Below are 14,374 nucleotides of genomic sequence, written 5' to 3' on the forward strand. Positions count from 1 at the left end.
TTTTTTTTACTTACGGACTCAAGACAGATTACTGATAATCCGACAGCGGTACGCAAGAGCAGAACAGATTACGGTCGCCATACACATTATCAGCACGACCGACTGGCGCCCAGTATTTCTGATGACGCAGGCTGGCCACGGGATAAGCCGCGACTTCACGGCTGTACGCATGATTCCATTCTGCCGACAGCAAGGTTTGGATGGTATGCGGCGCGTGTTTCAGCGGATTATCTTTCGCGTCAAACTCACCACTGGCCACTTTGGCGATTTCTTCACGAATCGTGATCATGGCGTCGATGAAGCGATCCAGTTCCGCCAGAGATTCACTTTCTGTTGGTTCTATCATCAGCGTGCCAGGAACTGGGAAGCTCATGGTTGGAGCGTGGAAGCCAAAATCGATCAGACGTTTTGCCACATCTTCATTCGAGATGCCTGTTGCATCGGTCAATGGGCGCAGATCGAGAATACATTCATGCGCTACCAGACCATCATGACCTGCATACAACACTGGGTAATGCGGTGCCAGACGCTTAGCGATGTAATTCGCCGCCAGGATTGCTGTTTCGGTGGCCGCCTTCAAACCTTCGGCGCCCATCATGGCGATATACATCCATGAGATAGGCAGAATCGATGCAGAGCCAAACGCAGCGGCGCTGACAGCAGAGATGCCCTGTTCGCCACGCACATAGCCGGTCGATGTCTGATTCGGCAGGAATTGCGCCAGATGCGCACCAACGGCAACAGGGCCAACACCAGGTCCACCGCCGCCATGTGGAATACAGAATGTTTTATGCAGATTCAGATGGCTAACGTCACCACCGAATTTGCCCGGTGCCGCCACGCCGACCAGCGCATTCATGTTCGCACCATCGACATACACCTGACCGCCATGCTGATGGACGATCTCGCATAATTGCTGGATACCTTCTTCAAACACACCGTGTGTGGATGGATACGTCACCATCACTGCCGCCAGATTGGCACTGTGTTTTTCAGCTTTCGCCTGCAAATCTGCCAAGTCGACATTGCCGCGTTCATCACATGCCACGACCACAACTTCCATACCTGCCATTGCAGCGGATGCCGGGTTGGTGCCATGTGCCGACGAAGGGATCAGGCAGATATTGCGATGATGATCGCCACGTGATTCATGGTATTTTTTGATGACCAGCAAACCTGCATACTCGCCTTGCGAACCGGCATTCGGTTGCAGGGAAACCGCGGCATAACCCGTTGCTGCACACAACATCGCCTCGAGCTGGTTAATCATTTCGCGATACCCGACGGTCTGATCATTCGGTGCAAACGGATGGATATTGGAAAACTCCGGCCAGGTGACTGGAATCATTTCAGATGTCGCATTCAGCTTCATCGTGCAGGAACCCAGCGGGATCATGCTGCGGTCCAGTGCCAGATCTTTATCCGCCAGACTGCGCAGATAACGCAGCATCTCATGTTCAGCGTGATAACGGCTGAAAGTAGGATGCGTCAGGAACGCACTGCTGCGCACCAGTGTTGATGGTACGGTTTCTGTCGCAGCAGTTTCGAGCGCAGCAAAATCCGGCACATTTTTACCTTGCGCCAGCACTGTCAGCAAGCTGACGATATCTTCACGTACCACGGTTTCGTCGAGCGAAACACCGACTTGCGTAGCGCTGATCGGACGCAAATTAATACCAGCCGCCGTTGCTGCCGCATGCACCGCACCCGCATCGCTCACATTGATTGTCAGCGTATCAAAATACGTGCTGTTCGCCAGCGTCAGACCTAACTGCTGCACACCAGCCGCCAGAATTGCCGTGAAACGCTGTACGCGCTGGGCGATACGGCGCAGACCGTCAGGGCCGTGATACACCGCATACATCGACGCCATCACCGCCAGCAACACTTGTGCTGTACAGATATTCGATGTCGCTTTTTCGCGGCGGATATGTTGTTCGCGCGTCTGCAATGCCAGACGATAAGCTTGCTGACCTTGCGCATCCACGGTCACACCAACCAGACGACCCGGCATGCTGCGTTTGAACGCATCGCGTGTCGACATGTAGCCTGCATGTGGACCACCAAAACCCAGCGGCACACCGAAACGCTGGCTGTTACCGACAACCACATCAGCACCCCACTCGCCCGGTGGCGTAATCAAGGTCAGCGCCAGCAAGTCAGCGGCAGCAATCACCATGCCGCCTTTTGCATGGATCGCGGCGGCGTATTCACGGTAATCGCGCACATCGCCATTCACGCCAGGGTATTGCAGCAGAACGCCGAAACACTCGTTTTCTATTGCTTCCGTACCGTTACAAATACGGACTTCTATGCCCAGCGGCTTTGCCCGGGTGTGAATAATTTCCAGGGTTTGCGGCAACACGTCTGCGGCTACATAAAACACATTGGAATTGGATTTGCCGACACGTTGAATCAGCGTCATCGCTTCAGCAGCGGCAGTACCTTCATCCAGCATGGAGGCATTCGCTATATCCATGCCAGTCAGATCGGTGATCATGGTCTGGAAATTCAACATCGCTTCCAGACGCCCCTGGGAAATCTCTGGTTGATAAGGCGTATAAGCGGTGTACCAGGCTGGATTTTCAAAGATGTTACGCAGAATCACGCCCGGTGTATGCGTGTTGTAATAGCCTTGTCCAATGAAAGACTTGAGCACTTTATTTTTACCGGCAAGCGCTTTCAATTGCGCCAGCGCAGCCTGCTCCGTTTTCGGTTCAGTGAAGTCAGCCAGCGGCAAGACATCGTGACGACGGATGTTGGCAGGCACAATCGCATCAATCAGCGCGGTACGGTCAGCATAGCCAAGCACTGCCAGCATCTTCGCTTGTTCAGCGTCAGACGGGGCAATATGGCGGGAAATGAAAGCGTCAGTGGCTTCCAGTTGAGACAAAGATGGACGGGTCATGGTAGATGAACGGCAGGAATTGTTCTGGAGGAAATCCGCCGGCGCTGATATCGTTACCAGCGCCGGTCAGAAAAATAGTTGCGTCAGGATCAGCCGATATTCTTAGCGTACGCTTCAGCGCTCAGCAAAGCGTCAACGTCTGCTGCATTCGCTGGTTTCAGCTTGAACAGCCATGCACCGAACGCATCGGTATTCACTGATTCTGGCGCATCTGCCAGTGCTTCGTTCACGCCAACCACTTCACCGCTGACTGGTGAATAGATATCGCCAGCTGCTTTAACGGATTCAACCACGGCGCATTCTTTTCCTGCGGTCTGCGTTGAACCAACTTTTGGCAATTCCACATACACGATATCGCCCAGTGCATCTTGTGCGAAGTCGGTGATGCCGACTGTCAGCGTGCCATCGGCTTCAACGCGTACCCATTCGTGGGAGGAAGTGTATTTCAAATCTGCTGGTACATTCATGGTGGACTCCGGAGTGTTAATTATTCAAAAAGGAAATGCTAAAAAATAATATTTAAAAATCAGACAGCGAGAATTTTACCGTTGCGTACAAACGGTAATTTCACCACCGTTGCCGCGAGTTGTTTATCGCGGATCACCACATGCACGGTGTCACCGATGGCAACACCCATAGGCAAACGCGCCAATGCAATCGCTTGTTGCATCGTCGGGCTGAAAGTACCGCTGGTGATTTCGCCATTGCCTTGCGCCGTCACAACTTGTTGATGTGCACGCAGGATGCCGCCTTTTTCACGCAGAATCAGGCCGAGGAACTGCGCTTTCTGACCTTGTTCCAGCAATGCTTGCTTACCGGTGAAATCACGTTCACTGACCAGATCGATCGTCCATGCGAGACCGGCATCAAGTGGGTTGATGGATTCATCCATATCCTGACCGTAGAGATTCATCCCAGCTTCCAGACGCAAGGTATCGCGTGCACCCAGACCGGCAGGTTTGACGCCGACTGCAGTCAGCGCATTCCACAAATCATTGACGCGGTCTGCCGCCACCGCAATTTCAAAACCGTCTTCGCCGGTATAACCAGTACGCGCCACCATGACTTCACCGTATGCAGTGCCTTCAACGATGACGGCATTAAATGGTTTGATGTCTGCACTGGCAGCTTTGGTTTCCGGCAGCACTTCCCATGCTTTGGCACGCGCATTCGGGCCTTGTACTGCGACCAGTGCAAACGCATTCGCGCCGTCGCGACGCTGAGTGATAGTGATACCGCTGTTTGTCGCGGCGTTGCGGGCATTCATCCAGGCCACATCTTTTTCTGCCGTGCCAGCATTGACGACGAGGCGGAACCAGTTTTCGCTGAAGAAGTAAATGATCAGATCGTCGATGACGGTGCCTTCTGGTTTCAGCATGCAGGAATACAGTGCTTTGCCCGGCACTTGCAATTTATCGACGTTATTGGCAACCAGGCCGCGCAGGAAAGAACGCACATTCTCGCCACGCAGATCGACCACGCACATGTGCGACACATCGAACATACCGCAATCAGTACGCACCGCATGATGTTCTTCGATTTGGGAACCATAGTTGACAGGCATATCCCAGCCGCCGAAATCAACCATTTTTGCACCAGCCGCACGATGGGCTGCATTGAGGGGAGTTACTTTTAGTGATGTCGCTGCTTGCGTCATGAGTGCCTCGTTACCAGATTAGAAGGGACGAACAAACGCACGCTGACGAACATAGCTCGCCGCATGCGAAAAATCGCATACCCCTCTGTCCTGATACCTGAGAGATTACGAGTGCAAAATCATTTGCAGTCTCGTGCGCACCTTCGGTGGGTAGTACGGCGAATATTTATAAAAATAAACATATCTGCCGCTACCGCTCTCCAGAGTGTGAGGCATCTGCATGCCCCGCTGACCGGTCCTTTTGCCTGAGAGTTTTTGGGTTGTAGCCCCTTCGGCGGCTGTGCATAGCATCAATGTCACGGCGCTCTCCCGATCAAGTCGCACGATTATATAAGGCTTAGATCGGCTTGGATAGCTTTGCCGCCAGAGGAAGCCAATTATTTCGGCGAAACGCGACAAACGTCTCATCACAGGCAGGTGATGCAGGAAATGCTTGCAGAGGCCGTTTTGGGGCAAAAATATACTCCCCCCAGTATATTTTGAAGCCCTTTGTTTATAAGGACATGAGAGCAAAAACATCAAATAATGGGGGGAGTATATGAAAATTCAGAAGGGAATAGCTGAAAGTCCGTCCGCGTCAGTTGTTGCCCAGCATGTCACGGTAACAGCCGCTCAAAAACGCAGATCGCGTTTTATTTGTTGTAATTGCTGTTCATAGCGCGATTCGCGGCTGCGCATATCGTCGATACGGCGGCGCAGTGACTGTAACTGGTCGCGCAGCTCGTTGCGGTCACGTTCATTTCTGCGGTCGGCATTCACGTTATCCTGATTATTCGGGCGATTCTTGTCGTCTTGATTGCGACGTATTTCTGCTTCAAGACGATTCAGCCTTTGCTCGGTGTCGCGGTATTTGTCCTGTTGCTCACCGATTTCGCGATGCAAAGATCGCGAACGGTGGCTGATATCTTCATAATCGCGCCCGCTCATCTGCGCTTGCTGCAAACGGAATTGCAAAGATACCGGACACACCTCAATCGCCATGCGCTGATTTTGGCGCGCCCAGTTAAACGCATTATCGGCCGTACAGTAAGCGGCATTCTGGCGATTCCACGCTTGCGTGTAGATGTCACGCGTCTGCGGAATGACGAACACCTGATCGTTGCGCGCATTGTTCATGCGTTGTTCAAGCTGAAAAGGCTGGCCGTAACCGTCCGCCGTTCCCACCTCTTCCCAGTATTGCATCAGCCGACGCTGCCACTGCTGCTGATATTCCGCTTCCATGATTTTCAAACCACGGCGTCTGGCGTCATCGCGGCGCAGTTGAATATCGCGTCCGCTGACGGCGTCATTCCAGCCCAATTGCTTCCAGTATTCAACGATCTCGCGATTCCAGCCATTGTGATACGCGTCTTCACGCACGAGCAGCTCACGACTTTTCGCCGCTGCAGCATGGCTTGTCAATGTCGAATCGGGTATGCCCACGTGGGCATCCTGATAGCCGAGGTTTTCCCAATAATTGTAATTCCCCTCGCTCCAGCCCTGACGATAAGCCTCGGCACGAAAGCCTGCGCTGCCAGGGTTCGTCGCATGCACTTTTTCTTCGCTGGCATTGCGCCCGGCCTTACCATCGTTGATGCCAGTATCAAACCAGTAGTCGAGGATACCCTGCTGCCAGCCCTGTTCGTAAGATGGCTGATTTAAAGGCGTATGCTGATCGCGGATAGTTGCTGAAGTGCTTTGCACCAGATATTGCGTGACCGGATAGGCTTTACGTCCATCGTCCCGCCCCAGCTTGTACCAGAACTGCTGATTCCCGGCCACCCAGCCAGTTTCATATAACCCCGCAGATTCGGCGCGGATTTTATCGGCATCCACCGACGCGCAAAAACGCCGGCGTTCTTCGAAATTTCTGTCCAGTCCATCCTTACCGTCTTTATTGCCTATCAGTTGCCAGTCGCCGCTGCGACAATCGTTCATACGATTGATGGTGCTCTGACAAGCGCTCAGTAACAGCACGCCTGTCATGGCGCAGCAAGTCAGTAATGTACGTAATCCATAATCAGAAAGGCGCATGATGAAAAAGAGAGAAGTCCGGAAGAATTACTACAACGGCTGCCACAGCAACATTGTTGACAGCAAGATAAAACAAACACGCGTACCTCACCAGCCGAAAGCGCAAAACATATTCGCCAGCATAGACCGCAGCAGCCTGTTACATTTCTATACCAGCTTCCTCATTCCACGCGCTTGATTTCCTGCTGAAGGTCTTCATGTAGCTGTTTCGCTATTTCGCATAAACTCAACCGGTCGATATCCACTATGAGCACTGACATCCCCAAGGAACGCAGCAGCCTGAGCACACTGAAAGGCTTGCTCCCTTTCCTGCTCCCCTATCGCCGCCAGTTCATTCTTGCCGGTATCGCCTTACTAGTCGCCGCCTGTGCGACGCTGGCGATTCCGGCAGCCTTCCGGCAAATGATCGATCTGGGCTTTGGTCACAATGGGCAGCGCAACATTCAACATGTGGATCTGACTTTCCTCGCGCTGTTTGCTGTTGCCTGCGTTCTTGGCATCGCGACGGCGGCCCGCTTTTACATGGTGTCGTGGCTGGGTGAACGTGTCACCGCCGATATCCGCAATGCGGTGTATTCGCATGTGGTTACGCAGAGCCCGCAGTTTTTTGAAACCACACAAACCGGCGAAGTGTTGTCGCGCCTGACCACCGACACCACGCTGATACAGACGGTGGTCGGCACCAGCATTTCGATGGCACTGCGTAATATCTTGCTGTTTCTCGGCGGTCTGGTGATGCTGTTTATCACCAGCATCAAACTCTCATCCATCATCATCGTGATGCTGGCACTGGTGGTGTTGCCAATCATTTTGTTTGGCCGCCGTGTGCGCAAACTGTCGCGCGATTCGCAAGACAAAATCGCTGATGCGTCTGCAATCGCCGGTGAAATTCTGAATGCGATGCCGACGGTACAGGCATTTACTCACGAAACCATCGAGGCACAACGCTTTGCAGATTCGGTCGAAAACGCGTTTGGCACCGCTATGCGCCGCATACGCGCACGCTCGCTGCTGACCATGATGGCGATCTTGCTGGTGTTCGGCGCCATCGTCTTCGTGCTGTGGCTGGGTGCCCGTGCGGTCATGGACGGCACGATGAGCGGCGGCGAACTCGGACAATTCATTCTGTATGCCTCTATCGTCGCCGGTGCCCTCGGCGCTTTATCGGAAGTCATGGGCGACGCACAACGCGCTGCCGGTGCAACTGAACGCCTGCTGGAATTAATGGAAGTACAGTCACCGATACAAAATCCGGCACGTCCGCTTGCTTTGCCGCAACGTACGGCGAAGCAAGCGGGCGGCGCCAGTTTGTCGATACGCGACATCCGCTTTCATTATCCATCCCGCCCGGATACCGCATCGATTGCCGGCGTCACGCTGGATATTCCCGCCGGACAAACGATCGCTGTCGTCGGTTCTTCCGGTGCAGGGAAAACTACCTTATTTCAATTGCTGCTGCGCTTTTATGATCCGCAAAGCGGAGAAATTCAACTCGATGGGGTGAACATCCGCGATCTCGATTTACACACCCTGCGCAATGCAATTGGCGTCGTACCGCAAGAGACCATCATCTTTTCGGCCAATGCGATGGACAACATTCGCTATGGCCGCGCAGATGCCAGCGACGCCGAAGTGATCGCCGCCGCAAAAATGGCGGCAGCCCATGAATTCATAGAAAAGCTGCCGGAAGGCTATCAATCATTTCTCGGTGAACGTGGCGTGCGCCTGTCGGGCGGCCAACGGCAGCGGATTGCGATCGCCCGCGCCTTACTGAAAAATCCGCCATTGCTGTTACTCGATGAAGCCACCAGCGCACTGGATGCTGAATCAGAACGTCTGGTGCAAGGTGCACTGGAAGTCGCGATGCAAGACCGCACCACGCTGATTATTGCGCACCGCCTGGCAACCGTGCAGCGGGCCGATAAAATCATCGTGATGGAACATGGCCGTATCGTTGAAACCGGCACTCATGCCAGCCTGGTCGCACAAGGTGGGGTCTATGCCAAACTGGCTGCATTGCAATTTAATCTGGCGTCAGAACATGCCTGAGCCAACAATTCTGTATTTTTACTGGCACAATGATGATGCAATAAAAACATGCGCAACTGCGCCTGACATGACACCAAAGGAGAACATATGATCGGCTACATCACACTGGGAACAAACGACTTTGAACGCGCAGCTCATTTTTACGACAATTTGCTGGCAGTAATCGGCGCCAAACGCGCGATGGAATCAGCGGAATTTATCGCCTGGGGCAATAGCCCGAATCAGGCCAGACTGAGCATTATCAAACCCTACGACGGACAAGCAGCAACGGTCGGCAACGGTGTGATGGTCGCACTGATCGTCGATTCAAAAGAAAAAGTGGATGCGCTCTACAACAAAGCCATTGAACTCGGCGGCAAAGATGAAGGCGCTGCGGGGCCGCGCGGAGACAGTGGTTTTTACGCCGGATATTTCCGTGACCTTGATGGCAATAAACTGAACGTATTTTGTATGAGTGCCTGATCAAGGACGCCTGCATTCCTGCCGCATAACCTGGCTAGAGTGCAGGCACATTTATTCAACATAAGATTCACATAGCAACTGATCTGACGAAGCGTTTATTTCAGAGAAGGCGCTTCATTCTGATAAACCATTTTCCCCGCAAGCCAGGTCTGCACTACCTGAATCTGATGTATCTGCTGAGCGGGGATCGTGAACATGTCACGATCAACAACAATAAAGTCTGCCCATTTTCCCTTCTCCAGACTGCCGATGATATTTTCCTGATGGGCAGCATACGCGGCATCCAGCGTGAAGCAGCGGAAAGCTTCGGTCAGCGTCATTGCCTGATCGGCATACCAGCCATGCAAAGGTTCACCATCGCGGCTGCGGCGCGTTACTGCCGCGTGTATCCCCCAGAACGGATTGGCTGACTCAACCGGAAAATCGGAACCACAGGCGATCCTCGATCCTTGTTTTAAATAGCGGCGCCATGCATACGCCCCCTTGATGCGTTCATGCCCTACCCTTTGCTCAGCCATCGTCATGTCTGAGGTGGCATGTACAGGCTGCATAGAGGGAATAATATTGAGCATCTTAAAACGAGGAATATCCTCAACAGCAAGGACTTGCGCATGTTCTATCCTGTGCCGCGCGGCCGTCCTTTCAGCTGCAGGCAAAGCCGCAAAACCATCCAGTATCTGGCGATTGGCCGCATCACCAATCGCATGCACATTGACCTGATAACCTTTGTCAGCCGCTTTTTTTATCATCGCCGCCATGGCCGACTTCGTTTGAAACAATAAGCCCGAAGTGTCGGGCGCATCAGAATACGGCGCCGCCAGCGCAGCGCCACGACTACCGAGCGCACCGTCCGCAAACAATTTGACGGCACGCAAAGCATAGCGATCCTGTCCATCGCTGAGTAAAGGCCCCTTTCTGGAAATACGCTCAAAAAAATCATCGGTGCCACTGATCATGCCGTAAATACGAACACTGAGTTTGCCATTTGCAGCGTATTCACGGAACAAACGATCAGCTTCGGCAGACACACCGGCGTCATGCACGCTGGTCAGGCCAGACTGCGCAAGTGTGAGTAAAGCTGTATCCAACGCCATACGGTTACCGGCATCGCTGGCGTGAGGGATGACCGCTTGAATCAGATCCATCGCATTGTCGATCAACATACCGGTAGGATTGCCCTGCGCATCTCTCTCTATTTTGCCGCCAACGGGATCAGGCGTATCGCGGCCAATACCGGCCAGTTGCATCGCGCGACTGTTTGCCCACGCTGCATGGCCGTCCACTCGGCTCAGCCAGACTGGACGGTCGCTGACAACGGCGTCAATATCGTGTGCAGTTGGAAAGCGACCCGAATCCCAGTTAACCTGATTCCATTCACCGCCAAGTATCCATTGCTGTGACGGAAAGCGTTGTGCGTAATCGCTGATGCGCCCCTGCGCTTCAGCCAACGTCCGCGTCTCGCGCAAACTTAACTGCGCCTGATGGTGCCCCAACGCCAACACATGTCCGTGTGCGTCAATCAGTCCGGGCAACAAGGTTTTGCCGTGAAGATTAATACGCTGCGCCAGAGGAAATTGCCGGAGCAGTTTTTTACTACGTCCGACCGCGGTGATTTTTCCACTATCATCAAAAACAATCGCATCAAAGCGGATCAACTTTTGCTGACGATTTAATGTGTAACCATTCGCATTTTCAATCATCGTATCAGCCGTGGCGTACGCTGATATCGACATCAAAACCGTCACGGCGATCAAAGACAAACCTGTTTTAATTAAAATCATAAAGAGCCAGTCGGAAAATTACAGGCTGACATTGTAGGATAAATGGCGAAATAGACATCGAGGATTCTGCATCCGTGCGCTACCTATCCGCACGTCGTAGAAAGAGCTAAAAAAAGAAGCACTAAAACAGTCACAAACAATTACAAAAGCCGTATCTTTACCCAAGTCACACCTAACATAGTGACATTGATACGCTAACTCCACGCATCTCCTTTATGAGGCCGATTAAAATGTCAGCACAATGACATTTCCCTTGACGCACCCGCCTGCCCTTGCGTACACTCTTACGATTCTTCTATCAAAGTCGACCATGGTCGATGAGCACATCATCCCGCCTATGAAACGATTACGACACCAAACCCGCCCTCTGATTGCTTTTACGGCGTCTGCCTTACTATTCTGGGCACTTCCTAATACCAGTCACGCAGATTCATCTTCACTCGCTGTTCTGAGTAATGCACCAGAAGCCAGCATCAGCCGCAACACTTCCCCCTCTGTAGTTAGTTCTCCGGCCGAAATCACGCCTTTCGTTTACACAAATCAGGAAGCCGATTTGTGGGAGCGTATACGCGCTGGTTATGCGATACCGGATCTGAGCAACAAGCTGGTGGATAATCAACTGACCTGGTACAGCACGCGAACCGACTACATTTTGCGCACGGTCCAGCGCGGATCGCGCTATCTGTATCATGTCGTTGAAGAGCTGGAAAAGCGCGGCATGCCATCTGAACTGGCGTTGCTGCCATTTATCGAGTCAGCCTTTAATCCGCAGGCGATTTCAACCGCAAAAGCCAGCGGCATGTGGCAATTTATGGCCGCCACCGGGAAAGATTTCAATCTTAAACAAAACATGTTTAAGGATGACAGACGCGGCGTCCTCGACTCAACAGACGCAGCATTGAATTATCTTGAACGTCTGTACGGCATGTTCGGAGACTGGCAACTCGCTCTTGCCGCATATAATTGGGGCGAAGGCTCGGTTCAACGCGCGATCAAAAAACAGCAGGCGCTGGGCTTACCTGTGGACTTCGACAGCATGTCCGCGCTAATGCCAGCAGAAACAAGAAATTATCTACCGAAGTTACAAGCAGTCAAAAACATCATCGGCCACCCTGAGCAATTTAATATTGCACTGCCTAAGTTAGAGAATCAGCCCTACTTTGTGACCGTTGAAAAAACCCGGGATATTGATGTTCGCGTCGCTGCGCAGTTGGCAGAACTGCCAATGGATGAGTTCACCGCACTCAACCCGCAATTCAACCGCCCGGTCATTACCGGCAACAGCGACACCAAGATTTTATTACCGACAGACAATGCTGCCCTGTTTAAGGAAAACCTCAGTAAGTGGCAAGGCCCGCTTTCAAGCTGGTCCACTTATACAGTAGCAAAAACTGAAAAAATTGAGTCACTCGCGCATAAACTTGGGCACAAACCGGAATTTATCCGTGAAGTGAACATGATTCCGGCAAGCATGCTGGTCAAAGCGGGCTCGACTATTCTGGTTCCAAAATCAGAAAAAGCGCCGGATCAGGATATTTCGCCCGAGATTGCAGACAAAGCCCAACTGGTGATAGAAAAAGGAATAGCCACGCGCCAACTACATTATCGCGTTGGTAAAAAAGACAATCTGAATAGCATCGCCCAGCGCTACAAGGTCAGCGTTGCCGATTTAAAGAGCTGGAATAATCTGAAGCGTGATAACGTCAACGCAGGACAAAATTTGCAAATCCAGGTTCCTGTTCTCGCAAAATCTCGCCACATCACAGTTGCCTCTCACTCTAAGCCGACACATCGCAATAAGCTTGTGGCATCAAGCGGAAAAACATTAGTCGCGAATGCAAAAAGCAGCAGGAAGCCTCATGGTTAATTGCGGTTTTCATTACCGCATGATGAACCTGTAAGGCTGAGTCAATAAAAAAAGGGTGCTGTGATCAGCACCCTTTTTTACAAGTAAAAATGCGTTATTTCTGATTCGCGTAAATTGTCCAGTAACGCGCCAGATCTGAAGTACCGTCATTGCCTTGCACGGTTTTCCAGGTTTTGATTGCATTGGCTTTTTTACCAGCCTGGAATTGCGCAATACCCAGATGCAATTTAGCGTCTTCCGGATTTTTCAGAGAACCTTTTTTAATGCCCTCTTCCATCATTGCCAGGCCCTGATCAAATTTACCGGCTGTGACACTGGCATAACCCAGACTAACGAGACCATTTCCATCTTTGCTTTGTTTTGCTTCAGTTTCTGCGGCCGCTGCACCTTTATTTGATTCATCAAGCGCCTTGGCTGCCATATCGCGCAAACGTTTATGACGCTCAGCATCATTACCAGTACCTAAAGCACCCGCCTTGTAACCTGCTTCGATAATTTTAGTTGCCTCAGCAGGGTAACCAGCCTGAATTGCCATCAAAGACAAATCCATGAAGTCGTTTGCTTTTGTCACCTGACCCAGAGCCAGTTTCAGACGCAGCAAATCAAGTTTCAGGCGAGCAGAGTAACCAGGCTTGCGCTCAACGTTATTCAGCAAATTCACCCAATATTCTTTTTTGCCATGATATGCCACCATTTTTTCCAGCGCACTGGAGTAACCAGCCATATCTTTTTGTTTGCGCGCCGCATCAGCATAGAATTCCAGATTCGCCAGACTAGGTGTGCGTCCAGCTTTTTCATCTGCTGCCAGATCGGCGGTTACTTCCTTGAGCGCTTTAGCACTGTCACCGCCCTGATTCATTGCCTGGATCAAGTAAGGACGCAAGGACTGGTCTGTACCACCATCGGCATAATAGCGGTTATACCATTGAGCAGCTTTGGAGTAATTGCCCGACTTATAATAAGCATTCGCCAATACCTGTATCATCTGCAACTGATCTTTTGAAGGCAACTTACCGGCTGCGATAATCGTTTCGGCAGCACGGATCACAGTGTCGTTATCGCCAGCAGCAGATGCAATCGACAAGCGCATACGCTCAATCGTAAAATTTTCATTGACAGTTTTACCGCTGACACTATCTGCCTCATGAATCTTAGACAAAGCATCTTTATACTTCTTCGCCTTAAACAACTCACCTGCCGCCTGCACAATACGACCAATTTCAGGACGCATTGCTTCTTGTGCATAAGCAGTATTAGCTGCGATATTGGTTAATTCTGGTACGGCAGCAAAGCCGATTGCTGCAAACATGACAGCGATACGAGAAAAGCGAAGTTGCTTCATATGTTGATCTCTCAATCAATAAATTAAATAAACTCAGAAAGGTACATATTCGCGACCCGAAAGTACGCATTCTGGCAAATATGAAAAAAGGCAGGGATGCCCCTGCCGTTTTTTATAATACATCAAGAATTGACCATTGAAGTGTCCGAAACTTGATTTATATGGATCACTTCAAGAACTGCTCATTGCCGACCATACCGATCTTGGTCACACCAATGCGCTGAGCCGAGGCCATTACCGCCGCCACCGATTTGTACGGCACCACCGCATTCGGACGCAGATGCACTTCCGGTTG

The 14,374-nt window shown here is 51.7% G+C and carries 11 protein-coding genes and 2 riboswitches; of the genes, 4 read left to right on the top strand and 7 right to left on the bottom strand.

Translation table 11 applies throughout. The features are described from left to right. Positions 1-28: 28 nt before the first annotated feature. The 4 genes from gcvP to H8K38_RS05395 all read right to left on the bottom strand — a co-directional run bounded on the left by gcvP (position 29) and on the right by H8K38_RS05395 (position 6,578). Entirely contained in the window at positions 29-2,908 is a 2,880-nt protein-coding gene (gcvP, locus tag H8K38_RS05380) for an aminomethyl-transferring glycine dehydrogenase (protein ID WP_186883751.1), read from the bottom strand. An 89-nt stretch (positions 2,909-2,997) separates the two neighbouring features. After that, complete coding sequence (gcvH, locus tag H8K38_RS05385; RefSeq protein ID WP_186883752.1) at positions 2,998-3,375, bottom strand: glycine cleavage system protein GcvH; 378 nt, start codon at positions 3,373-3,375, stop codon at positions 2,998-3,000. Between the two features lie 59 nt (positions 3,376-3,434). After that, positions 3,435-4,565 (bottom strand): glycine cleavage system aminomethyltransferase GcvT, encoded by a 1,131-nt coding sequence (gene gcvT / locus H8K38_RS05390; protein ID WP_186883753.1) that lies wholly within the window; start codon positions 4,563-4,565, stop codon positions 3,435-3,437. A gap of 75 nt (positions 4,566-4,640) precedes the next feature. Next, a riboswitch (glycine riboswitch) is annotated at positions 4,641-4,779 on the bottom strand. 9 nt (positions 4,780-4,788) lie between these two features. Continuing rightward, positions 4,789-4,887, bottom strand: a riboswitch (glycine riboswitch). Positions 4,888-5,177: 290 nt separating this feature from the next. Beyond that, positions 5,178-6,578 (bottom strand): DUF2799 domain-containing protein, encoded by a 1,401-nt coding sequence (locus H8K38_RS05395; protein ID WP_222610752.1) that lies wholly within the window; start codon positions 6,576-6,578, stop codon positions 5,178-5,180. On the opposite strand from H8K38_RS05395, the gene H8K38_RS05400 reads away from it, so the two are divergent. From H8K38_RS05400 to H8K38_RS05410, 3 genes are all read left to right on the top strand, one after another. Then, positions 6,577-6,756, top strand: coding sequence for a hypothetical protein (locus H8K38_RS05400; RefSeq protein WP_186883755.1), 180 nt, complete (start codon positions 6,577-6,579; stop codon positions 6,754-6,756). The genes H8K38_RS05395 and H8K38_RS05400 overlap by 2 nt on opposite strands. 68 nt (positions 6,757-6,824) lie before the next feature. Continuing rightward, complete coding sequence (locus H8K38_RS05405) at positions 6,825-8,627, top strand: ABC transporter transmembrane domain-containing protein (protein ID WP_186883756.1); 1,803 nt, start codon at positions 6,825-6,827, stop codon at positions 8,625-8,627. Between the two features lie 87 nt (positions 8,628-8,714). Further along, positions 8,715-9,089 carry a VOC family protein gene (locus H8K38_RS05410; RefSeq protein ID WP_186883757.1) on the top strand — a complete coding sequence of 125 codons (375 nt, stop codon included), beginning with the start codon at positions 8,715-8,717 and terminating at the stop codon, positions 9,087-9,089. 95 nt (positions 9,090-9,184) lie between these two features. Here H8K38_RS05410 and H8K38_RS05415 read toward each other — a convergent pair whose 3' ends face one another. Then, positions 9,185-10,870, bottom strand: coding sequence for an amidohydrolase (locus tag H8K38_RS05415; protein ID WP_186883758.1), 1,686 nt, complete (start codon positions 10,868-10,870; stop codon positions 9,185-9,187). 337 nt (positions 10,871-11,207) lie between these two features. On the opposite strand from H8K38_RS05415, the gene H8K38_RS05420 reads away from it, so the two are divergent. Further along, complete coding sequence (locus tag H8K38_RS05420; protein ID WP_186883759.1) at positions 11,208-12,737, top strand: transglycosylase SLT domain-containing protein; 1,530 nt, start codon at positions 11,208-11,210, stop codon at positions 12,735-12,737. A gap of 94 nt (positions 12,738-12,831) precedes the next feature. Here the strand turns inward: H8K38_RS05420 and H8K38_RS05425 are convergent, their stop codons facing one another. Beyond that, positions 12,832-14,079 (bottom strand): hypothetical protein, encoded by a 1,248-nt coding sequence (locus H8K38_RS05425; RefSeq protein ID WP_186883760.1) that lies wholly within the window; start codon positions 14,077-14,079, stop codon positions 12,832-12,834. A gap of 166 nt (positions 14,080-14,245) precedes the next feature. Then, the coding region (locus H8K38_RS18390; protein ID WP_370587062.1) for an ExbD/TolR family protein at positions 14,246-14,374 on the bottom strand (129 nt) is incomplete at its 5' end.

Source organism: Undibacterium sp. FT79W, from assembly GCF_014284215.1.
Lineage (GTDB): Bacteria > Pseudomonadota > Gammaproteobacteria > Burkholderiales > Burkholderiaceae_D > Undibacterium > Undibacterium aquatile.